The organism is Delftia sp. WSY_10, from assembly GCF_043104705.1.
Classification (GTDB): Bacteria; Pseudomonadota; Gammaproteobacteria; order Burkholderiales; family Burkholderiaceae_C; genus Comamonas; species Comamonas tsuruhatensis.
In genome coordinates, this window is the sequence record NZ_JBICKY010000057.1 from 343,113 (window position 1) to 364,203 (window position 21,091).

Consider the following 21,091-nt stretch of genomic DNA (forward strand, 5'->3'; position numbering starts at 1 on the left):
CGCAATCCAACTCAGGGACACCGAGGAAGGGCCGCCCCGCACCGAGGGTGTCGTCCCCCTTCAAGGGGGAAGGCGCGAAGCGACTCAGGGGGTCACCATAGTCACCCCAGCATCTGCGATACCGCACGCTGCGTCTGCACGCTGATCAACTGCGCCCGGTAGCGCGCGCTGGCATGCAGGTCGCTGTTGAGGTCGGCATGGTCGATCAGCACCTGGGCGGCCGCGTCAGGCGTGAAGCTCTGGTTGAGCGCGGCCTCCAGCCCCGTGTGGCGGAACACGCTGAGCCCGGCGCCCGTGATGGCCACGCGCACGCCGCTGTCGGTCTGGGCGACGAAGACGCCCACCAGGGCGAAGCGCGAGGCGGGCTGCTTGAACTTGAGGTAGGCGGCCTTCCTCGGCACGGGAAAGCGCACGGCCGTGATCAGCTCGCCGCTGCCCAGCGCCGTGGTGTACATGCCCTGGAAGAAGTCGTCGGCCGCGATCTCGCGCCGGTCGGTGACGACGGTGGCGCCCAGGCCCAGCACGGCGCTGGGGTAGCAGGCAGCGGGGTCGTTGTTGGCCAGCGAGCCGCCGATGGTGCCGCGCGCACGCACCTGGCGGTCGCCGATGCCGCCGGCCAGCTCGGCCAGGGCCGGGATGGCGGCCTGGACCTGCGGGTTGGCGGCCACGTCGGCGTGGCGTGTCATGGCGCGGATTTCCACGGTCTGGCCGTTGACGGCGATGCCGGCCAGGCCCTGGACGCGGTTCAGGTCCACGATCTGTTCGGGCCGCGCCAGGCGCAGGCGCATCGATGGCAGCAGGCTTTGCCCGCCGGCCAGGTACTGGCCGCCCTGGGCGGCCAGGGCAGCGGCGTCGGCCGTGGTGCCAGGGGCTTCATAGGTGAATGGGTACATGGCGCTCTCCTCAGGAGGTGGCTGCGGCGTCGATGGCCGACCAGACACGGTGCGGGCTGGCCGGCATGTCCAGGTCCCTGACACCCAGGGGATGCAGTGCGTCAAGCACGGCATTGATGACGGCGGGCGGCGAGCCTATGGCCCCCGCCTCGCCGCAGCCCTTGGTGCCCAGCGGGTTGTGCGTGCAGGGCGTGCAGACGGTGCCGAGCTTGAATTCGGGGAAATCGTCGGCGCGCGGCATGGCGTAGTCCATGAAGCTGCCGGTGAGCAGCTGGCCGGTCTCGCGGTCGTAGACGCAGTTTTCCAGCAGCGCCTGGCCTATGCCCTGGGCCACGCCGCCGTGCACCTGGCCCTCGACGATCATGGGATTGATGATGGTGCCGAAGTCGTCCACGGCGCTGAAGCGGTCCACGCGCACCACGCCCGTGGCCGGGTCCACCTCGACCTCGCAGATGTACGTGCCTGCGGGAAAGGTGAAGTTGGTGGGGTCGTAGAAGGCGGTTTCGTTGAGGCCGGGCTCCAGCTTGTCCAGCGGGTAGTTGTGCGGCACATAGGCGGTGAGCGCGATCTGGGCGAAGGGGATTTTCTTGTCGGTGCCGCGCACCGTGAACTCGCCGCCTGCGAAGTCGATGTCGGCGTCGCTGGCCTCCATCAGGTGGGCCGCGATCTTCTTGGCCTTGGCCTCGATCTTGTCCAGCGCCTTCATGATGGCCGCGCCGCCCACGCTGATGGAGCGCGAGCCATAGGTGCCCATGCCGAACGGCACACGGCCCGTGTCGCCGTGGACGATGTCCACGTTCTCCACGGGTATCCCCAGGCGCGCGGCCACCACCTGGGCGAAGGTGGTCTCGTGCCCCTGGCCATGGCTGTGCGAGCCCGTGAACACGGTGACGCTGCCCGTGGGGTGCACGCGCACCTCGCCGCATTCGAAGAGGCCGGCCCGCGCGCCCAGGGCGCCTGCGATGTTGCTGGGCGCCAGGCCGCAGGCCTCGATGTAGCTGCTGTAGCCCAGGCCGCGCCTGAGGCCCCGCGCCTCGCTGTCGGCACGGCGCGCGGCAAAGCCGGCCACGTCGGCCAGGGCCTCGGCCTTGTCCATGCAGGCGCCGTAGTCGCCCACGTCGTACTGCAGGGCCACGGGCGTCTGGTAGGGGAAGCTGGTGACGAAGTTGCGCCGCCGTATCTCGGCCTGGGACAGGTTCAGCTGCCAGGCGCAGCGGCTGACCAGGCGCTCCAGCAGGTAGGTGGCCTCGGGCCGGCCCGCGCCCCGGTAGGCATCGACGGGCGCGGTGTGGGTGAACCAGGCATCGACTTCCACATAGACCTGGGGCGTGGCGTACTGGCCGGCCAGCAAGGTGGCATAGAGGATGGTGGGCACGGCGCTGGCGAAGGTGCTCAGGTAGGCGCCCAGGTTGGCATCCGTGTGCACGCGCATGGCCAGGAACTTGCCGCTGGCGTCCATGGCCATCTCGGCATGGCTGACGTGGTCGCGGCCATGGGCGTCGGTGAGGAAGGACTCGCTGCGGTCGGCCGTCCACTTGATGTTGCGGTTGAGCTTTCGCGCACCCCAGGTCAGGCAGACATCCTCGGCATACAGGAAGATCTTGGAGCCGAATCCGCCGCCCACGTCGGGCGCGATCACGCGCACCTTGTGCTCGGGCAGGCCCATGACGAAGGCCGTCATCAGCAGCCGCTCGACGTGCGGGTTCTGGTTGGCCACGTACAGCGTGTACTCGTCATTGGCGCGGCTGTAGCTGCCGATGGCCGCGCGCGGCTCCATGGCGTTGGGAACCAGGCGGTTGTTGACCAGGTCCAGCTGGGCGATGTGGGCGGCACCGGCGAACACGGCATCCACGGCGGCCTTGTCGCCGATGGCCCATTTGTAGCAGTGGTTGTCGGGGGCGATGTCGTGCACCACCGCGCCGGGCACGCTGCCGGCCGCGGCGTCGGCCACCAGCACCACGGCGGGCAGCGGGTCGTAGTCCACCTCCACCAGCTCGGCCGCGTCGCGCGCCTGCTCCAGCGTCTCGGCCACGACCATGGCGACCTGGTCACCCACGTAGCGCACGGTGTCCAGCGCCAGGATGGGATGCGGCGGCTCCTTCATGGGCTCGCCGTTGGTGCTGGTGATCAGCCAGCCGCAGGGCAGGCCGTTGATCTTGTCGGCCGCCACGTCGGCGCCCGTGAGCACGCCGATGACGCCGGGCGCGGCCTTGGCCGCGTCGGTGGACACGGAGCGCACGCGCGCATGCGCGTGCGGCGAGCGCACAAACACCGCATGGGCCTGGGCGGCCAGCGCGATGTCGTCGGTGTACTGGCCCGCGCCCGTGAGGAAGCGGTAGTCCTCCTTGCGCTTGACGGGCTCGCCGATGTGGGGGAGCTTGGAAAAGTCGGATGCACCCATGGCTGTCTCCTTGTGGTGACCTGCGGCGCTCAGGCCGCAGGCCCTGCCATGGCCTGGCTGCCCTTTTTCACGGCGGCCACGATGTTCTGGTAGCCCGTGCAGCGGCACAGGTTGCCCTCCAGCGCCTCGCGGATCTCGCGATCGCCCGCGCACGGCTGGCGCTGGCACAGGTCCACGGCGCTCATGACCATGCCCGGCGTGCAAAAGCCGCATTGCAGGCCGTGGCACTCCTTGAAGGCCGCCTGCATGGGGTGCAGGCCGCCGTCGATATCCGCCAGCCCTTCGATGGTGCGCACCTCGCAGCCTTCGGCCTGCACGGCCAGCATGGCGCAGGACTTGACGGCGTGGCCGTCGACGATGACGGTGCAGGCACCGCACTGGCTGGTGTCGCAGCCCACATGCGTGCCGGTCAGGCGCAGGTGCTCGCGCAGCGCATGCACGAGCAAGGTGTTGGGTGGAACGTCGATGCGCTGCGCGCGCCCGTTGACGGTGAGCTGGACATTCATCGTGCTGTCTCCTGCCTGTGTTCGGCGGTGATCTGGAACGTGGGGGAACGCCGGAAACCTCGCCTGCCATGGTCGCCCTGCCCGCAGGCGCCCGTTCTAGGGTTGACCCGCAAGCCCGGGCCGGGCGGCGCGGATATTCTCAAAATGACACAGTCGTCACCGCAGCCGCAGCCCGCACCGCTTGCGCCTGCGCCCCCGGCTTCGACCGTGCCCGCCTGCCAGCCCGTTCGCAATCCCTTGCCAGCCAGCCACAGGAGTCCCCGCCCCATGTTCGCCCTGAGCCCCGACGCCGCGCAGCCCTGCCCCGCCGATCCGCGCCACGCGCAGATCGCCCGGGCCCGCAGCCTGGCCTTCGGCGAGCAGGCGCTGGCCGGCATGCCGCCTGCCACTCTGCCCGCCCCCCCTGCCGGCATCGCGCCCTGGCTGTGGCGCTCCTGGCAGCGCTGCCTGGCGGCAGGCCGCCGCCCGGGCGAGCGCGTGGTCTACGAAGCACTGGGGCCGCATGCGCTGCGCCAGGCACGTGACGGCCACGAGGCGCTGCTGCAGGCGGCGCACCCCGTGATGACCCAGCTGGTGGGCGCCGTGGGCGCCATGCGCTACTTCAGCCTGCTGACCGATGCGCACGGCACCGTGCTGGACGTGCAGGGGCCGCTGGACCGCAGCGACATCCGCGTGCAGGCCATCGCCCGTGTGGGCGTGGACCTGTCCGAGCAGGGCGTGGGCACCACCGCCATCGGTGCGGCCCTGGCCGAGCACGGCCCCGTCTGGCTGCACCGGGCCGAGCATTTCTTCGAGGCCAACCGCCACTACAGCTGCGCGGGCGCACCGCTGTACGCCCCGGACGGCCGCTGCCTGGGCATGCTGGACATCACGGGCGTGGACGTGCCCGAGCGGCCCGAGCTGATGCACCTGGCGCTGCGCTGCGCCCGCGCCATCGAGGACCGGCTGCTGCGCGCCCTGCCCCACGCGCTGCTGCTGCACCTGAACTGGCCCGGCGGGCCTCTGGGACAGGAGGGCGAAGGCCTGCTGGCCGTGGACGCCGAAGGGCATGTGGCGGGCAGCAATACCCTGGCGCGCCAGCTGGTGCCCCAGCCGCTGGCGCAGCCGGGCCAGCCGCTGCACTGCAGCGAACTGCTGGCCATGCCCTGGACGGCGCTGGTGGAGCATGCGCGCCAGCGCCCCAACGAACCGCTGCGCCTGCCGCTGTGGTCGGGCCTGCGGCTGCAGGCACTGGTGCAGCCCGGGCCCCAGCTGCGCCAGCTGCTGCCTGCGCTGGGCACGGCGGCACTCGCTGCCGCCGCCCAGGCCAGCCCGCTGCGCGCCAGCGAGGGCGTGCTGATCGAGCAGGCCCTGCAGGATGCCCAGGGCAATGTGACCCGGGCCGCCCGCGCGCTGGGCATCAGCCGGGCCACGATGTACCGAAAACTGGGCGCCCGCAGGCCCCGCGCGACAACCTGAACGGGACGTTTCCTCGGGTTCACACGGATTTCTTTTAGGGGGAGCAGGCCGCCTGCGGCGTTCGGGTCTCCGTAGAATCGACGGCTTTGGTCCATGCGCCGACAAGAGCGCTGCGCGCCGGCCTACAGGCCGGCGTACGGCGACGGACCCAATACAGCCTACTTTTTGGAGACACCATGCAGGCTTTGCTCAAATTCTCAAGAGGGGTCGACTGGCTCAACAGCCTGGTCGGGCGATGCCTTATCTGGCTGATCCTGGCCTCGACGGTCATCAGCGGCATCAATGCCATCGTGCGCAAGGTGTTGCACACCAGCTCGAACGCCTACCTCGAAGTGCAGTGGTACCTGTTCGCCGCCTCCTTCCTGCTGGCCGCCGGATATACGCTGCTGCAGGGCGAGCACGTGAAGGTGGATGTGATCGCCAGCCGTCTGTCCAAGCGCACGCAGATCTGGATCGACATCTTCGGCTTCGTCTTTTTCCTGACCCCCATGGCGCTGGCCATCCTGTGGTTCGGCACGCCGTTCGTGATCCAGGCCATGCAGACCGGCGAGATGTCGGGCAATGCAGGCGGCCTGGTGCGCTGGCCCGTCTACCTGATGATTCCCCTGGGCTTCGGGCTGCTGCTGCTGCAGGGCATGTCGGAGCTGATCAAGCGCATCGCCTTCCTGAAGGGCCTGATCGACGATCCCACGGCCAAGAAGGGCGAGAAGACCGCAGAGCAAGACCTGGCCGAAGCCCTGCGCGGGCTGGCAGGAGCCAAGGACAAAAGCGGGCAAGGCGCCTGATCGGGGAAACAGACATCATGGAATTCGTGATCCACAACCTGGCCCCGATCATGTTCGCGGGGCTGATACTTTTCCTGCTCGTGGGATTTCCCGTGGCATTCAGCCTGGGCGCCTGCGGACTGTTCTTCGCCTTTGTCGGCATCGAACTGGGCGTGCTGCCCGAAGCCCTGCTGCAGGCCCTTCCGCTGCGCATCTTCGGCATCATGCAGAACGAGACGATGCTGGCCATACCGTTCTTCACCCTCATGGGGCTGATACTGGAGCGAAGCGGCATGGCCGAGGACCTGCTGGAGACCGTGGGCCAGCTCTTCGGCCCCGTGCGCGGCGGCGTGGCCTTTGCGGTGATCTTCGTGGGCGCGCTGCTGGCGGCGACCACGGGCGTGGTCGCGGCATCGGTGATCTCCATGGGCCTGATCTCCCTGCCCATCATGATGCGCTACGGCTATGACCGCCGGGTCGCCTCGGGCGTGATCGCGGCCTCGGGCACGCTGGCGCAGATCATTCCGCCGTCCCTGGTGCTGATCGTGCTGGCCGACCAGCTGGGCCGCAGCGTGGGCGACATGTACAAGGGCGCCTTCCTGCCGGGCCTGATGCTGACGGGCTTCTATGCGCTGTTCATCGTCGTGCTGGCCATCTTCAAGCCCGCCATGGTGCCCGCCCTGCCGCCCGAGGCGCGCACGCTGCGCGAGCCCAATGGCAACTCCGGCCTGCCCTCCACCCTGGTGCTGACCGTGCTGTGCGTGGCGGCCTCGATGGTGGTCGCCCAGTACATGCCCCAGCTGCACACCTGGTGGTCCGGCGATGTGGTGGAGAAGGTCGCTCTGGACGAGACCATCGTGGTGTCCATGTGCTTCGGCGTGGCGCTGGCCTTCATTGCCGCCATGTTCAACAAGCTCACGGGCCTGCACCTGCTCAGCCGCATGGCCGAGCGCGTGACCTTCGTGCTGATCCCGCCGCTGCTGCTGATCTTCCTGGTGCTGGGCACCATCTTCCTGGGCGTGGCAACCCCCACCGAAGGCGGCGCCATGGGCGCGCTGGGCGCGGCCGTCATGGCCTTCGTGCGCGGCCGCCTGAGCATGGACCTGCTCAAGCAGGCGCTGATGTCCACCACCAAGCTGTCGTGCTTCGTGATGTTCATCCTGATCGGCGCGACCATGTTCGGCCTGACCTTCCAGGGCGTGGACGGCCCCAAGTGGGTGGAGGAGCTGCTGGTGTCCCTGCCCGGCGGCGAGATCGGCTTCCTGATCGTGGTCAACATCATGATCTTCGTGCTGGCCTTCTTCCTGGACTTCTTCGAGCTGTCCTTCATCGTCGTGCCGCTGCTGGCCCCCGTGGCCGACAAGCTGGGCATCGACCTGGTCTGGTTCGGCGTGCTGCTGGCCGTGAACATGCAGACCTCGTTCATGCACCCGCCCTTCGGCTTCGCGCTGTTCTTCCTGCGCAGCGTGGCACCGGCCAAGGCCTACGTGGACAAGGTCACCAAGAAGATGACCGAGCCCGTGACCACCATGCAGATCTATGCGGGCGCCATCCCCTTCCTGCTGATCCAGCTGGTCATGGTGGCCCTGATCATCATCTTCCCCGGCATCGTCTCCAGCGGGCTGGACAAGAAGGTGGAGTACGACCTGGACAAGGTGCGCCAGGAGATGGAGGCATCCATGCCCGAGGCCATCGACTTCAACGACCCCATGTTCAACGGCGACGGCGCGAACCAGCCCCCCGCACCCGAGGGCACCCCTGGCGAGCCCTCGGCCCCGGCGGGCGGTGAGGACGATGCGCTCAAGGCGCTGCAGGACCAGCTGCAGCGCGAGCAGCCGGCCACGCCGGGCGAGAGCAAGTCCGGCAGCTGATCGCAGGCTCCCTCAAGGACAGCAAAGGCCCCGCAACCGCGGGGCCTTTTTTCGTTCGGACCCCGGCGTGCGCCGGTCCCCTGCGCGCATGAAAAAAGCCGGGCAGTGCCCGGCTTTCTTTCGCGCATGACGCCCGAGGGCGCCGCGACTTCACAGCTTCTGCGCCGACATGAAGGCGTCGTAGCGCGCCTCGGCGAAGCGGAACCACAGCACCTCGTCGCGCTGGAAGTTGCGGTAGTCGCTGTAGATCTTCTTCCATGCAGGGTTTTTCTCGGCCAGCTCCGCATAGACCGCCATGGTGGTCTTGTAGGAGGCATCGAGCACGGTCTGCGGGAAGGCCAGCACCTTGGCCTTGCTGGCCACCAGTTGCTTGAGCGCGCCTGGATTGCGCGCGTCGTAGCGGGCCTGGGTGACCACATGGGCCTCGTGCGAGGCGGCCTGCACCATGGCGCGCTGCTCGGGCGTCAGCGCGGCCAGCGCCTTCTGGTTCACGTAGAACTCGAGGTTCAGGCTGCCTTCCCACCAGCCGGGGTAGTAGTAGAACGGCGCGACCTTGTTGAAGCCCAGCTTGAGGTCGTCATAGGGGCCGATCCATTCGGCCGCATCGATGGTGCCCTTTTCCAGCGCCTGGTAGATTTCGCCACCCGGGATGTTCTGGGGCACGCCGCCCATGCGCTCGATGATCCGGCCCGCGAAGCCGCCGATGCGGAACTTCAGGCCCTTGATGTCCTCGGTCGTCTTGACCTCCTTGCGGAACCAGCCTCCCATCTGGGCGCCGGTGTTGCCGCCCAGGAAGTTGACGATGCCGTATTCGGCATAGAACTCGCGCATCAGCTTGCCGCCGTTGCCGTCCACGTTCCAGGCCGTGAGCTGGCGCGAGTTCATGCCGAACGGAATGGCGCCGCCGATGGCAAAGGCCTCGTTCTTGCCGAAGAAGTAGTAGGGCGCCGTGTGCGCGATCTCCACCGTGCCGTTTTGCACGCCATCGACCACGCCGAAGGCGGGCATCAGCTCGCCGGCCGCATGCACCGACACCTCGAACTTGCCGCCCGACATTTCCTTGATCGCCTTGGAAAACACCTCGGCAGAGCCGTAGATGGTGTCCAGCGAACGCGGAAAGCTGGACGCCAGGCGCCAGCGCACCGCCGCCTGCGCATGAACGGCTGGCGCCGCTGCGGCAGTCAATACGCCGGCCAGACCGGCGTGCTTGAGTGCTTTTCTTCTGTCCATCTCTGTCTCCTCCTGATTCGCTCTGCTTGAGAGCATTCAAAAAAGGCCGGACTGCTCTTGGCAGCTCGGCCCACATACATCATCGGAACAAAAAAGCCCGCCGTCCCCGCTGCATTTCGCAGAGGGGACGCGGGCTTGGCCTGCAGGCGTGGAAGGCATGGACCGTCCTTGTGCGTGCTGCTGGCTGCAGACCTGCTTACAGCTTGGCCGTGGTCATGTAGCTGTTGTAGCGGAACTCCGAGAAGCGCTCCCACAGCAGCTGGTCGCGCTGGAAGGTGCGCAGGCTCTGGTTGATCTTCTTGAACATGGGCGACTTGGCGTCATGCTCGGCCATGATCTCCATGACGGCCTTGTAGCCGGCATCCATGAAGTCCTTGGGGAAGGCCTTGAGCTGGGTCTTGTCGGCCACCAGCTTCTTGAGCGCCACGGGGTTGTTGGCGTCGTACTTGGCCGTCATGTCGCGCGCTGCCACGTTGCAGGCCGCATCGACCATGGCCTTGTACTCGGGCGACAGGGCCGCATACGCCTTGGTGTTGATGAAGAACTCCAGCTCGGCGCCGCCTTCCCACCAGCCGGGGTAGTAGTAGTAGGGAGCGACCTTGTTGAAGCCCAGCTTCTGGTCGTCGTACGGACCCACGAATTCCACGGCATCCAGCGTGCCCTTTTCAAGCGCCTGGTAGACCTCGCCCACGGGCATGTTCTGCGCGACCACGCCGAGCTTGAGCATGGCGTCGCCGAACAGGCCGCCGCCCAGGCGCATCTTCAGGCCCTTGAGATCGGCCACCGACTTGATCTCCTTGCGGAACCAGCCGCCCATCTGGGTGCCCGTGTTGCCTGCGCTCTGGCTCTTGATGTTGTACTGGGCATAGAACTCGTCCATGAGCTTGCGGCCGCCGCCGTGCTCCATCCATGCATCCATCTGGCGCGCCGTCAGGCCGAAGGGCACGGCGCAGCCGAAGGCGAAGATGTAGTCCTTGCCGGTGAAGTAGTAGGGCGCCGTCAGCGCCATCTCGATGGTGCCGTTCTGGATGCCGTCGACCACGCCGAAGGCGGGCATCAGCTCACCGGCCGCATGCACCGAGACTTCGAACTTGCCGCCCGACATCGCCTTGAGCGTCTTGGAGAACATTTCGGCCGAGCCGAAGATGGTGTCCAGCGACTTGGGAAAGCTCGCGGCCAGACGCCAGCGGACCGCCTCCTGGGCGTGGACTGCGGGTGCGGCTCCCACAGCCAGCACGCCGGCGATTCCCGCATGTTTGATGATCGAACGACGGTCCATGAATGTCTCTCCGCGATGTGTTGTCAGTCAGAAAAAGCCACCACCACCCCTTGCTGCGCAAGGTCCGCTGCCCCTCCGAGGGGCCGCTTCTGCCTTGGGGGCCCGGCGGCAAAAAAAACGCACGTTCGCACGTGCATTCACACTGTATCAGGTGGTATCGATTCTAAAAACGCCGCAAAGCAAGCGCGGACGGGGTTTTCCCCCGCGTAGTCCTGCTCGGCATGCGCGATGCGCCCCATCGCGGGGCACAGGCCCGTCCCATCTTCAGGCCACGGCGCGCTCAGGCGCCAGGTGGGCGCGCACCGACGCCTCGATGCCGGCCGCGTCCAACCCCTGCAGGGCCAGCAGCCTGGCGGGATCGCCGTGCTCGATGAACTCGTCGGGCAGGCCCAGCTGCAGCAGCTGTCGCGTAATGCCGGCAGCCTGCAGCGACTCGGCCACGGCGCTGCCTGCGCCACCCATGATGCAGCCCTCTTCCACGGTGACGATGAGCTCGTGCGTGGAGGCCACCTGGCGCAGCAGTTCCTCGTCCAGCGGCTTGGCCCAGCGCATGTTGACCACGGTGGCGTCCAGCGCCTCGGCTGCGGTCAGCGCGGGATACAGCAAGGTGCCGAAGGCCAGGATGGCGACCTTCTTCGCCGCCGATTCGCGGCGCACCTCGCCCTTGCCGAAGGGCAGCCCCTGCAGGCTCTCCAGCGGGGCCACGCCCACGCCCGCCCCACGCGGGTAGCGCACGGCCACCGGATGGTCCTGCTCGTAGGCCGTGGTGAGCAGTTGGCGGCATTCGCGCTCGTCGGCCGGGCAGGCCATGCTCATGTGGGGAACGCAGCGCACGAAGGCAATGTCGTAGGCACCGGCATGCGTGGCGCCGTCGGCGCCGACCAGGCCCGCACGGTCCAGCGCAAAGACCACGGGCAGCTTTTGCAGCGCCACGTCATGGATCAGCTGGTCGTAGGCGCGCTGCAGGAAGGTCGAGTAGATGGCGACCACGGGCTTGAGCCCCTCGCAGGCCATGCCGGCCGCGAAGGTGACGGCATGCTGCTCGGCAATGCCCACGTCGTAGTAGCGGCCCGGAAAGCGCTTGTGGAATTCCACCATGCCCGAGCCCTCGCGCATGGCCGGCGTGATGCCCACCAGGCGCTGGTCCTTGTCCGCCATGTCGCACAGCCACTGGCCGAAGACCTGGGTGAAGGTCTGCTTCGGGGGCGTGGCCGGCTTGACCAGGCCCACGCTGGGGTCGAACTTGCCGGGGCCGTGGTAGGCCACGGGGTCGGCCTCGGCCAGCTTGTAGCCCTGGCCCTTCTTCGTGACCACGTGCAGGAACTGCGGGCCCTTGAGGCTCTTGATGTTCTCCAGCGTGGGGATCAGCGAGTCCAGGTCATGCCCGTCGATGGGGCCGATGTAGTTGAAGCCGAAGTTCTCGAACAGCGTGGCCGGCACGACCATGCCCTTGGCCTGTTGCTCCAGCCGCTTAGCCAGCTCCAGCAGCGGCGGCACCTGCTTGAGCACGCTCTTGCCCATGTCGCGCGCCTTGGCATAGAACTGCCCGCTCATGAGCTGGGCCAGGTAGCGGTTGAGCGCGCCCACGGGCGGGCTGATGCTCATGTCGTTGTCGTTGAGGATGACCAGCAGGTTGGCATCGGTCACGCCGGCGTTGTTCAGCGCCTCGAAGGCCATGCCGGCCGTCATGGCGCCGTCGCCGATGACGGCGATGGCGCGGCGGTCCTCGCCCTTTTGCTTGGCGGCCAGGGCCATGCCCAGGGCGGCCGAGATGCTGGTGGAGGAGTGGGCCGTGCCGAAGGTGTCGTACTCGCTCTCGGCGCGCTGCGGAAAGCCCGACAGGCCGCCGAACTGGCGCAGCGACGCCATGCGCTCGCGCCGGCCCGTGAGGATCTTGTGCGGATAGGTCTGGTGGCCCACGTCCCAGACGACGCGGTCGTAGGGCGTGTCGAACACCGCATGCAGCGCCACCGTCAGCTCCACCGTGCCCAGGTTGGAACTCAGATGCCCGCCGGTCTTGGAGACGCTGTCGAGCACATAGGCACGCAGCTGCTGGGCCAGGGTCTTGAGTTCGGCACGCGACAGACGCCTCAGATCCGCGGGATCGTCGATGGTCTGCAGCAGGGAGTAGGTGTTCGTGGTCATGCTAGATATCTTGATGGCCGCAAGACCATCGCCCATATTTTCGTATCAGTTGCCTGTGGCATCGAACGCCACCCTTGCAAGTAGCGCGCCCCCACCAAGGGACACCGAGCAAGGGCCGCCCCGCAGCGAGGGTGTCGTCCCCCTCCCCCGCGAAGCGGGTAGAGAGGGGGAAGGCGCGAAGCGACTCAGGGGGTGCTTCATTGTCAGTGAGTGCGGCTCACGACCATGTCGGCCAGTGCCGCCAGGGCCCGCGTGTCCGGCAGGCCGCTGCGCGCCAGCGCCGCGTGCGCCAGGGCGCACAGCTCGTCGGCATGGGCGCGGGCCTGGTCCAGGCCCAGCAGCGAGACGTAGGTCGGCTTGTCGTTGGCCGCGTCCTTGCCGGCCGTCTTGCCCAGGGTGGCCGAGTCGGCCACCACGTCGAGGATGTCATCCACCACCTGGAAGGCCACGCCCAGCGCCTGCCCGTAGTCGGACAGCGCCTGCCAGGCCTGGGCATCCACGCCCTCCTTGCAGGCTGCGCCCATGAGCACGCTGGCATGCAGCAGGGCGCCGGTCTTGAGGCGGTGCATCTCGCGCAGTTGGGCCTCGCTCAGTTGCAGGCCCACGCTGGCCAGGTCAATGGCCTGGCCACCGGCCATGCCCTGCGCGCCTGCGGCACGGCCCAGCAGCCGGCACAGCCGTGCCTGCAGCGTATCGGGCATGCCGTCAGCCTCGTCGGGCGCGGGCACGAGCAGCTCGAAGGCCAGTGCCTGCAGCGCGTCGCCGGCCAGCAGGGCCGAGGCCTCGCCGAACTGCACATGGACCGTGGGCTTGCCACGGCGCAGCACGTCGTTGTCCATGCAGGGCATGTCGTCGTGCACCAGCGAATAGGCATGGATCAGTTCCACGGCGCAGCCGGCACGCACGGCGGCCGACGGCAGGCCGGCCACGGCCTCGGCCGCAGCCCAGACCAGCAGCGGGCGCAGGCGCTTGCCGCCATCGAGCACGGCGTATCGCATGGCTTCGCCCAGGCCGGCCGGCGCATCCACGCCCACCCATTGGGACAGCGCGCTTTCGGTGCGCGCCAGGCGGTCGTTCATCCAGCAGGGAAAATCCAGCGCGCCAAGGCCCGGCGCCTGGGAAACATCGGAAGCGGAAGTCATCAGGGCACTCATGGCAATCTTCAATCCTGGCTCCAAGGGGCCAGGGTCCCCTCGTCAAGCACCTTGACCTGCTCCTGCACCGCGTCGAGCTGGCCACGGCAGTAGCCGAGCAGCTGCGCCGCGCGCTGGTAGCCGGCCAGCATCTGCTCCAGAGGCAGCTGGCCCGACTCGATCTGCGCGATGAGCTGCTCCAGCTCCTGCAGCGCGGATTCGTAACTGGTGGGCTCGGCGGGAGCCTTGGGGGCAGCCTTGGGCATGTGGCGTTGGCAGTGCGTTGTGGGGAACCGACGATTCTAGGCGTCCCTCCGCGACCGCGCCGCCAATAACCGGACAGCCCTTGACAGGCGCCATCGGCCGCTTGCAATACACGTACCGGGCATCCGGAAATAACCCCACGGGCTATAATCCCATTCCCCGCCAAACCGGCCCCTTGCCTAGGCATGCGGTCGGGCTCACCGACAAGACAGGACGCCTCGGGCGCCGCTTGTTTTCAAGTCGTGAAGCCTGTCTCCATGTCCAGGAACGGCCGGTTTTGCTTTTTCCAATCCCGTGCGCACGCGCACCCTCCCTGTGGGGAGTCTTTAGGTCAGGTCATCCATGTCTGATTTAAGTCTTCAACTGCAGCAGGCCGCAAGCCAACTACCAGTTTCCAGCTACTTCGACCCTGCGCTGTTCCAGCGTGAGTTGGAGACCATCTTTCAACGCGGCCCGCGCTACGTGGGCCACCAACTGGCCGTTCCCGAGATAGGCGACTACTACGCCCTGCCTCAGGAAAAGGAAGGCCGGGCTCTGGTGCGCAACGCCAGGGGGCAGGTGGAGCTGATCTCCAACGTCTGCCGCCACCGCCAGGCCGTGATGCTCAAGGGCAGGGGCAACCTGATGACTGAAGGCAAGGGCCATGCGGGGGGCAACATCGTCTGCCCGCTGCACCGCTGGACCTACAGCACCAGCGGCGAGCTGCTGGGCGCACCGCACTTCAGCCACGATCCCTGCCTGAACCTGAACAACTACCGGCTGCGCGAGTGGAACGGCCTGCTGTTCGAGGACAACGGCCGCGACATCGAGGCCGACCTCGCCGGCATGAAGCTGCGCGAGCAGCTGAGCTTCGAGGGCTTCGTGCTCGACCATGTCGAGATGCACGAGTGCAACTACAACTGGAAGACCTTCATCGAGGTCTACCTCGAGGACTACCACGTGGGCCCGTTCCATCCGGGCCTGGGCAACTTCGTGACCTGCGATGACCTGCAGTGGGAGTTTTCCAGGGAGTACTCGGTGCAGACCGTGGGCGTGGCGCCCGGCTTTGCCCGGCCCGGCTCGGACACCTACAGGAAGTGGCACGACGTGCTGCTGGCCTACCGCAACGGCGAGCTGCCCGAACGCGGAGCGATCTGGCTGACCTACTACCCGCACATCATGGTGGAGTGGTATCCGCACGTGCTCACGGTCTCGACCCTGCACCCGCTGGCCGTGGACCGGACACTGAACGTGGTCGAGTTCTACTACCCCGAAGAGATCGCCGCCTTCGAGCCCGAATTCGTGCAGGCGCAAAAGGCCGCCTACATGGAGACCTGCATCGAGGACGACGAGATCGGCGAGCGCATGGACGCCGGCCGCAGGGCGCTGTACGAGCGCGGCGACAACGAGGTCGGCCCCTACCAGAGCCCCATGGAAGACGGCATGCAGCACTTCCATGAGTGGTATCGCGGCGTGATGGGTGACGCAGTCCCCGCACGCTGATCGGCTCCGGCTCTTCCGACGGCCCGCATTCGTGCGGGCCGTCTGTATTGGGCCTCCGGCATTGGGCCTCCTGCATTGGGCCTCCTGCATTGGGCCTCCTGCATCGGGCCGCCTTCATCGAGCGGCAGGCCCGCCGCACAGCTCTTCTGAATGCAAGCGCCCTGGTGTGCCCAATGGGCAGGGCTGGCGACTGCAATGCATCCCGAGGCAGACCCAATGTCTTGGCTTATGCAATACAGTGCCTTGCGCGTGCCCCTGCCGCGGCCCCGGGCCGTAGACAGCCAGGCGGCATGCGCCAAAAACAAAACCCAACCCTTTTCTCGTCCAGCGCCGCGGTCCTTGTGCGGCTCTATCCGGTCACTAATATGCAAGCCCTGTGGATGGTGGCGGCCGCATTCGTCTTTGCGGTCATGAGTGTGTGTGTGAAGTTCGCCTCCCAGGATTTCAACGCGGCGGAGATCGTCTTCTACCGCGGGCTGGTCAGCATGGTGGCGCTGTGGTGGCTGGCGCGCCACCAGGGCATTTCGCTGGCCACGCGCTACCCGCGCGAGCATGCCTGGCGCAGCTTCGTGGGCGTAACCTCCATGGGCGCCTGGTTCTACTCCATCGGCCACCTGCCGCTGGCCACGGCCGCCACCTTCAACTCCATGAGCAGCATCTGGATGGCGGTCTTTCTGATCGGCCAGGGCCTGCTGCTGCGCCACCAGCTGCGCCGCCAACCCGAATCGCATGCGCTGCGCGCGCTGCCGCCGTTTCCCTGGAGCCTGGTCGCCACCGTGGCCCTGGGCTTCGTGGGCGTGATCCTGGTGCTGCGCCCCAGCGCGGCGCCGCAGGAATTCGTGGCCAGCGCGGGCGGCCTGATCGGCGGGGTGTTCGCCGCCATGGCCTATATGCAGGTGGCCACGCTGTCGCGCATGGGCGAGCCCGAGGCGCGCGTGGTGTTCTATTTCGCACTGGGCTCGGCCGTGGCCGGCGCCCTGGCCATGTGCTTCACGGGCGTGTCCGCCTGGCCGGGCTGGCGCGCGCTGTGGCTGCTGCCCGTGGGCGTGCTGGCTGCCGTGGCCCAGGTCTGCATGACGGCGGCCTACGCTTCGGCCGGCAACAGCCGCAATACCCTGGTGGTGGCCAATCTGCAGTACTCGGGCATCGTCTTTGCCGCCCTTCTGAGCCTGGCGCTGTTCGGCGAAAGCGTGCCGCTGATCGGCTGGGCCGGCATCGTGCTGATCGTGGCCAGCGGCGCCCTGGCCACGGCCCTGCGTTCACGCGGCTGACGGCGACGGCCCGCCTGGGGCCGTCGCATAATGGATCGGACCTTTTGCCGCAGGCGCACCGCCGCCTGCGCTGGCTTTCGGAGTTCCGCATCCATGACATCCAACACCTCCTCCTACCAGACCCTGATCTCCGTCCAGGAGCTGGCCGCGCTGCAGTCCGGCGGCCGTCCGCTGATGGTCTTTGACTGCAGCTTCGACCTGGCCCAACCCACGGCCGGCAAGGCGCAGTACCTGCAGGCGCATATTCCCGGCGCCGTCTTCGCCGACCTGGACCATGACCTCAGCGCAAAACACGGCGTGCCCGGCGCACATGGCAGCGTGGCGGCCAGCGAGCAGGCCGCCTCGGGCGGCCGCCACCCGCTGCCCAGCCGCGAGCTGTTTGCCATGTGGCTGTCGGAGATCGGTTTTTCCAACGACATGCAGGCCGTGGTCTATGACCGCAACGGCGCCAACTACTGCGGGCGCCTGTGGTGGATGCTGCAATGGGCCGGCCATGGCGATGTGGCCGTGCTCGACGGAGGTCTCCAGGCCTGGCAGGCCGCAGGCCAGCCCGTGGCATCGGGCGAGGAAAGCGCGCGCTTTCAGTCCAACTTCGAGCTGCACGAGCCGCTGCAGCAGCTGGCGACGGCACAGCAGGTGCTAGATGCACTGGGCAGCGCAGGCCAGACCGTGGTCGATGCGCGCGCGCCGGCACGCTATCGCGGCGACGTCGAGCCGCTGGACCCCGTGGCCGGCCATATCCCGGGCGCACTGAACAGGCCCTTCACCGAAAACATTGCGGCCGACGGCCGCTTCAAGCCCGCCGCCCTGCTGCGCGCCGAGTTCGACCGGCTGCTGGCCGGCCGCGATCCGGCCAGCGTGGTCCACCAGTGCGGCAGCGGCGTGAGCGCCCTGCCCAACCTGCTGGCCATGCGCATTGCAGGACTGCCGCCGGCACGGCTTTTCGCGGGCAGCTGGAGCGAGTGGTGCAGTGACCCGAAGAGGCCGGTGGAGCGCGGCTAATTCGGCTTATGCCCGCCCCTGGGAGGCTGCACAATGACAGCACTGTGTCAAAAGGCCGACATGCAACAACACCACTGCAGCGGCCTGCTCCCAGGCCCCCGGACGGCAGAGGCCGGGCGAAATCGAGTCATCCAAACCTTGCTACAGGTGTAAGGTAAATCTTACAAACGCCGTCTCACAACCAGACATCCGGCGCAGACCTGCCCCGACTTCAACGGCCAGGGACCCTCCTCCACAATCCATCCCAACAGATCGCAACAGGTTGAACATCTTGTTTCTACCCCGGTGTTGCGGCTGCCGAGATGCAAAGGATGGTCCTATGAACAATGAACAGCTGCTTGCCGAAATCCGCGAAGCCAACCTCACTTACCTGATGCTGGCCCAGACCCTGATCCGCCAGGACAAGGCGGAAGCGGTGTTCCGCCTGGGACTGAACGAAGAATCCTGCGACCTGCTGGCCGCGCTGTCGGCAGCCCAGGTGCTGAAGCTGGCCTCGCGCAATACCCTGCTCGCCAGCTTCCGCGTGGACGACGAAATGGTCTGGAGCTTGCTGACCAACCACAGCAGCAACAAGATCGGCAACGGTGCGACCAATACGCTGCACGCCAACATCCTGATGGCCAGCCGCGTTTCCGAAGTCCTCTGATCCGCCCGAAGAACTCTGGAGCCCGCCATGTCCACCGCCGTCAAAAGTGTCCTGAACGAGTCCAAGCAGATCGAGCGTGCCGCCATGCTCATCGAGATGGGTGCACGCATGCAGGTGCTCGAATCCGAGACCACGCTGTCCTACGAGCGCCTGATCCGCCTGTACAAGGAGATCGCCGGCAAGTCGCCATCCAAGGGCCAGCTGCCGTTCTCGACCGACTGGTTCCTGACTTGGCAGGAGAACATCCACAGTTCGCTGTTCCTGAATATCTACGAATACCTGTCCAAGGGCGCCGAGCTGGATGCCGTTGAACAACTGACCAAGGCCTACCGTCTCTATACCGAGCAGATCCAGGCCGCCGAGCTGGAGGCGCTGCTGTCCTTCACACGCGCATGGCGCCTGGTGAAGTTTGTCGATGCGCAGATGCTGACCCGCACCCAGTGCTCCGTGTGCAAGGGCCAGTTCGTGACCGAGCCCTACGAGAACGAGCGCCACTACCAGTGCGGCCTGTGCAATCCGCCCGCACGCGCCGGCAAGAGCAAGAGCGCCGGCTCCCTGATGCTGCATTGAGCCCCTGCATCGCCGCAGCGATGCACCAGCACGGATTCAGACCGTCTCGCCGCCTGCCCTGGCGGCGCAGTCGCTGGCGAACTGCGGCAACTGCTCTCCCGGCAGGGCCCGGCTGAAGTACCAGCCCTGCACCAGCAGCTCGCCCTCGAAGCCCAGGGCCTGCAGCTGCGCCTGGGTCTCCACGCCTTCGGCCACCACGTTCAACTGCAGCGCCTCGCAAAAGCGCAGCAGGCCGTCCAGCACCAGCGCGCCCTTGGCATGACCGCTGGCCACGACGAAGCTGCGGTCGATCTTGATGGCATCCACGTCGAACTGGTGCAGGTAGCTCATGGACGAGAAGCCGGTGCCGAAGTCGTCTATGGCCACCTTGGCGCCCAGCGCGTGGATCTGGCCTATGGCCTTGCGGATCGCCTCCACATCGCCCACCAGCGCTTCCTCCGTGATCTCCACGCCCACCTGGCCCCTGGCCTGCGCCAGCAGCATCAGCAGGCGCGAGCAGTACTCGGGCGATGTCAGCGTGGCGCCCGTGACATTGATGCTGATCGGCAGGGAAAAACCGTGCTGGCGCCACAGCCGGCATTGGCGCACGGCAGCGCCCGCCACCCACAGATCGACCTCGCGCATCAGGCCGGCATCACCCAGCCAGCGCAGAAAGCCGCCGGGCTGCTGCAGCCTGCCCTGCGAATCGTGGGCGCGCAACAGGGCCTCGCAGCCCAGGCACAAGCCGCTGCGGTGCGAGACCTGGGGCTGGAATTCCAGGTGGAATTCGTACTCGCTGATGCGGCGGATATGGGACAGCATGGTCTCGCGCCGGGCCTGGGTCTCGTGCGCCAGCACCAGCGGATCGCGCGTGACCAGGCCTGCCTCCTCGGGCAGCCGGGAGAACGTGGTGTCCAGCGCGCGCAGCACGATGGCGCCATCGTCCTGGCCCAGCCGGTCGATGGAGCGCACATAAGGCGCATAGACCAGCGCCCCCAACACCGTCAGCGCCAGTTGCAGCACCACGGCGCCCATGTCGCCGCCCGTGCTCACGTAGGCATTGAAGACCACGGGCGCGGTCAGGGGCAGCACCATCGAGGCCGGAGCCACCCAGCCGGCCTGCACCACCGTGACGGCCACGACCAGGTTGATGGCGGGCACCGCCAGAAAAGGCACGAGCAGGCGCAGGTTCAGGATGACCGGCAGGCCGAACAGCAGGATCTCGTTGACGTTGAGCAGGGAGATGGGCAGCGCGGCCAGCGCCAGCATGCGCAGGCCGCGCCCCTTGCAAAACAGCAGCACGGCCAGCGCCAGTGACAGCGTGGCCCCCGAGCCGCCGATGAAGACGAAGGACCCCATCAGGCCGCCGTTGAGCGCCCAGGGCGCCACCAGCCCCTTGGCCACGGCGGCGGCGTTGGCCAGCACGGCCTGGTCCAGCACCTGGAAGAAGGGTTGCATGGCGTAGTAGCCCTGCACGCCAAAGAACCAGAGCACGGAATTGAGCAGCGTCAGCGTCAGCCCGCTGCGATAGGGGCTCTCGGGGGTGGCGATGGCCAGCGGCAGTTCGGCCTGGGTGATATCGGGCAGCACCTGCTGCAGGCCCAGCAGCAGCACCACCAGCAGCAGCGCGACGATGGAGCCGGGCACGACCAGGTTCATCACCTCGCGTACGTTCTCGCCCACAAAGCCCGTGCGCGCAATGCGCGTCCAGCGCATGGCGCTGAGCCTGGCCATCAGCGGCACGGTGATCAGGGGCGAGGCTATGGCGATGAACAGCACCAGCGTGGCCGCCGCGCGCGGATGCTCGCGCAGCAGGAAGATGGCCATCTGCACATGGGCAAAGCACAGAAAGGTCACCGGCAGGCGCGGCAGCCTGTGGCGTATGGAGAGCATGTAGCCGATGGAGGCGGCCACCAGCAGCGGCAGGATGCTGCCGATCTGCGCATGCAGGCCCGCAAGAAGCTGCACCACGGGCTCGGGCTGGCCGGACATCTGCGCCAGCGCCGACAGTATGAGAAACAGGGCCGAGACCAGCAGGCATGGGACCAGCCAGAGCAGGCCTTCGCGTATGGCCCGCATGGAGTTGGCACCGGCCAGCCTGGCCAGGCGCTGCGTCAGGAACAGTTGCATGTCCGGGAACCCCGGCCATGGCGTCTTGTTGCCCATAAGCTCCCACCCTTCACTTCCCGGCAGGAGT

The 21,091-nt window shown here is 67.4% G+C and carries 17 protein-coding genes; 8 read left to right on the top strand and 9 right to left on the bottom strand.

The window, feature by feature from the left end; translation table 11 throughout:
- Nucleotides 1–101: 101 nt before the first annotated feature.
- The 3 genes from ACF8ML_RS27425 to ACF8ML_RS27435 are packed head-to-tail and all read right to left on the bottom strand — an operon-like array spanning nucleotide 102 to nucleotide 3,800.
- A complete protein-coding gene (locus tag ACF8ML_RS27425; protein WP_392408521.1) occupies nucleotides 102–893 on the bottom strand; it encodes an FAD binding domain-containing protein in 792 nt (263 codons plus the stop codon).
- Nucleotides 894–903: 10 nt separating this feature from the next.
- Nucleotides 904–3,294, bottom strand: a complete 2,391-nt coding sequence (locus tag ACF8ML_RS27430; protein WP_310037964.1) for a xanthine dehydrogenase family protein molybdopterin-binding subunit — start codon at nucleotides 3,292–3,294, stop codon at nucleotides 904–906.
- 29 nt (nucleotides 3,295–3,323) lie between these two features.
- Nucleotides 3,324–3,800 (bottom strand): (2Fe-2S)-binding protein, encoded by a 477-nt coding sequence (locus tag ACF8ML_RS27435; protein ID WP_013803615.1) that lies wholly within the window; start codon nucleotides 3,798–3,800, stop codon nucleotides 3,324–3,326.
- 267 nt (nucleotides 3,801–4,067) lie between these two features.
- Here ACF8ML_RS27435 and ACF8ML_RS27440 point away from each other — a divergent pair, with 267 nt between their 5' ends.
- The 3 genes from ACF8ML_RS27440 to ACF8ML_RS27450 all read left to right on the top strand — a co-directional run bounded on the left by ACF8ML_RS27440 (nucleotide 4,068) and on the right by ACF8ML_RS27450 (nucleotide 7,893).
- Complete coding sequence (locus tag ACF8ML_RS27440) at nucleotides 4,068–5,258, top strand: helix-turn-helix domain-containing protein (RefSeq protein ID WP_016448925.1); 1,191 nt, start codon at nucleotides 4,068–4,070, stop codon at nucleotides 5,256–5,258.
- Nucleotides 5,259–5,434: 176 nt separating this feature from the next.
- Entirely contained in the window at nucleotides 5,435–6,043 is a 609-nt protein-coding gene (locus ACF8ML_RS27445; protein WP_016452488.1) for a TRAP transporter small permease subunit, read from the top strand.
- Nucleotides 6,044–6,060: 17 nt separating this feature from the next.
- Nucleotides 6,061–7,893 (top strand): TRAP transporter large permease subunit, encoded by a 1,833-nt coding sequence (locus ACF8ML_RS27450; protein ID WP_016448927.1) that lies wholly within the window; start codon nucleotides 6,061–6,063, stop codon nucleotides 7,891–7,893.
- Between the two features lie 150 nt (nucleotides 7,894–8,043).
- On the opposite strand, the gene ACF8ML_RS27455 is transcribed toward ACF8ML_RS27450, so the two are convergent.
- The 5 genes from ACF8ML_RS27455 to xseB form a co-directional block, all read right to left on the bottom strand.
- The gene (locus ACF8ML_RS27455) at nucleotides 8,044–9,123 is read right to left on the bottom strand and encodes a TRAP transporter substrate-binding protein (protein WP_016448928.1); all 1,080 of its coding nucleotides are present in this window, start codon (nucleotides 9,121–9,123) and stop codon (nucleotides 8,044–8,046) included.
- A 196-nt stretch (nucleotides 9,124–9,319) separates the two neighbouring features.
- Nucleotides 9,320–10,402: a TRAP transporter substrate-binding protein gene (locus tag ACF8ML_RS27460; RefSeq protein ID WP_016452489.1), complete on the bottom strand. Its 1,083-nt coding sequence runs from the start codon at nucleotides 10,400–10,402 to the stop codon at nucleotides 9,320–9,322.
- Nucleotides 10,403–10,666: 264 nt separating this feature from the next.
- Nucleotides 10,667–12,547, bottom strand: a complete 1,881-nt coding sequence (dxs, locus tag ACF8ML_RS27465) for a 1-deoxy-D-xylulose-5-phosphate synthase (protein ID WP_017405740.1) — start codon at nucleotides 12,545–12,547, stop codon at nucleotides 10,667–10,669.
- A 203-nt stretch (nucleotides 12,548–12,750) separates the two neighbouring features.
- Nucleotides 12,751–13,701 (bottom strand): polyprenyl synthetase family protein, encoded by a 951-nt coding sequence (locus tag ACF8ML_RS27470; RefSeq protein ID WP_016448931.1) that lies wholly within the window; start codon nucleotides 13,699–13,701, stop codon nucleotides 12,751–12,753.
- An 8-nt stretch (nucleotides 13,702–13,709) separates the two neighbouring features.
- Nucleotides 13,710–13,946, bottom strand: a complete 237-nt coding sequence (xseB, locus tag ACF8ML_RS27475) for an exodeoxyribonuclease VII small subunit (RefSeq protein ID WP_016448932.1) — start codon at nucleotides 13,944–13,946, stop codon at nucleotides 13,710–13,712.
- Nucleotides 13,947–14,286: 340 nt separating this feature from the next.
- On the opposite strand from xseB, the gene ACF8ML_RS27480 reads away from it, so the two are divergent.
- The 5 genes from ACF8ML_RS27480 to flhC all read left to right on the top strand — a co-directional run bounded on the left by ACF8ML_RS27480 (nucleotide 14,287) and on the right by flhC (nucleotide 18,915).
- Nucleotides 14,287–15,426 carry an aromatic ring-hydroxylating dioxygenase subunit alpha gene (locus ACF8ML_RS27480; RefSeq protein ID WP_016448933.1) on the top strand — a complete coding sequence of 380 codons (1,140 nt, stop codon included), beginning with the start codon at nucleotides 14,287–14,289 and terminating at the stop codon, nucleotides 15,424–15,426.
- 365 nt (nucleotides 15,427–15,791) lie between these two features.
- Complete coding sequence (locus ACF8ML_RS27485) at nucleotides 15,792–16,697, top strand: DMT family transporter (protein ID WP_016452492.1); 906 nt, start codon at nucleotides 15,792–15,794, stop codon at nucleotides 16,695–16,697.
- Nucleotides 16,698–16,790: 93 nt separating this feature from the next.
- On the top strand, nucleotides 16,791–17,699 hold the full coding sequence (locus tag ACF8ML_RS27490) for a sulfurtransferase (RefSeq protein WP_392408522.1): 909 nt from the start codon (nucleotides 16,791–16,793) through the stop codon (nucleotides 17,697–17,699).
- A 319-nt stretch (nucleotides 17,700–18,018) separates the two neighbouring features.
- Nucleotides 18,019–18,345 (top strand): flagellar transcriptional regulator FlhD, encoded by a 327-nt coding sequence (gene flhD, locus ACF8ML_RS27495; RefSeq protein WP_012204159.1) that lies wholly within the window; start codon nucleotides 18,019–18,021, stop codon nucleotides 18,343–18,345.
- A 27-nt stretch (nucleotides 18,346–18,372) separates the two neighbouring features.
- A complete protein-coding gene (gene flhC, locus ACF8ML_RS27500) occupies nucleotides 18,373–18,915 on the top strand; it encodes a flagellar transcriptional regulator FlhC (RefSeq protein WP_016448936.1) in 543 nt (180 codons plus the stop codon).
- 36 nt (nucleotides 18,916–18,951) lie between these two features.
- Here flhC and ACF8ML_RS27505 read toward each other — a convergent pair whose 3' ends face one another.
- Nucleotides 18,952–21,060 (bottom strand): EAL domain-containing protein, encoded by a 2,109-nt coding sequence (locus tag ACF8ML_RS27505; protein WP_016448937.1) that lies wholly within the window; start codon nucleotides 21,058–21,060, stop codon nucleotides 18,952–18,954.
- Nucleotides 21,061–21,091 lie beyond the last annotated feature (31 nt).

Bases quoted from the DNA above. Each gene is read 5' to 3' on its own strand.
- ACF8ML_RS27425 (WP_392408521.1), bottom strand. From the start codon at position 893: ATGTACCCATTCACCTATGAAGCCCCTGGCACCACGGCCGACGCCGCT.
- ACF8ML_RS27430 (WP_310037964.1), bottom strand. From the start codon at position 3,294: ATGGGTGCATCCGACTTTTCCAAGCTCCCCCACATCGGCGAGCCCGTC.
- ACF8ML_RS27435 (WP_013803615.1), bottom strand. From the start codon at position 3,800: ATGAATGTCCAGCTCACCGTCAACGGGCGCGCGCAGCGCATCGACGTT.
- ACF8ML_RS27440 (WP_016448925.1), top strand. From the start codon at position 4,068: ATGTTCGCCCTGAGCCCCGACGCCGCGCAGCCCTGCCCCGCCGATCCG.
- ACF8ML_RS27445 (WP_016452488.1), top strand. From the start codon at position 5,435: ATGCAGGCTTTGCTCAAATTCTCAAGAGGGGTCGACTGGCTCAACAGC.
- ACF8ML_RS27450 (WP_016448927.1), top strand. From the start codon at position 6,061: ATGGAATTCGTGATCCACAACCTGGCCCCGATCATGTTCGCGGGGCTG.
- ACF8ML_RS27455 (WP_016448928.1), bottom strand. From the start codon at position 9,123: ATGGACAGAAGAAAAGCACTCAAGCACGCCGGTCTGGCCGGCGTATTG.
- ACF8ML_RS27460 (WP_016452489.1), bottom strand. From the start codon at position 10,402: ATGGACCGTCGTTCGATCATCAAACATGCGGGAATCGCCGGCGTGCTG.
- dxs (WP_017405740.1), bottom strand. From the start codon at position 12,547: ATGACCACGAACACCTACTCCCTGCTGCAGACCATCGACGATCCCGCG.
- ACF8ML_RS27470 (WP_016448931.1), bottom strand. From the start codon at position 13,701: ATGAGTGCCCTGATGACTTCCGCTTCCGATGTTTCCCAGGCGCCGGGC.
- xseB (WP_016448932.1), bottom strand. From the start codon at position 13,946: ATGCCCAAGGCTGCCCCCAAGGCTCCCGCCGAGCCCACCAGTTACGAA.
- ACF8ML_RS27480 (WP_016448933.1), top strand. From the start codon at position 14,287: ATGTCTGATTTAAGTCTTCAACTGCAGCAGGCCGCAAGCCAACTACCA.
- ACF8ML_RS27485 (WP_016452492.1), top strand. From the start codon at position 15,792: ATGCAAGCCCTGTGGATGGTGGCGGCCGCATTCGTCTTTGCGGTCATG.
- ACF8ML_RS27490 (WP_392408522.1), top strand. From the start codon at position 16,791: ATGACATCCAACACCTCCTCCTACCAGACCCTGATCTCCGTCCAGGAG.
- flhD (WP_012204159.1), top strand. From the start codon at position 18,019: ATGAACAATGAACAGCTGCTTGCCGAAATCCGCGAAGCCAACCTCACT.
- flhC (WP_016448936.1), top strand. From the start codon at position 18,373: ATGTCCACCGCCGTCAAAAGTGTCCTGAACGAGTCCAAGCAGATCGAG.
- ACF8ML_RS27505 (WP_016448937.1), bottom strand. From the start codon at position 21,060: ATGGGCAACAAGACGCCATGGCCGGGGTTCCCGGACATGCAACTGTTC.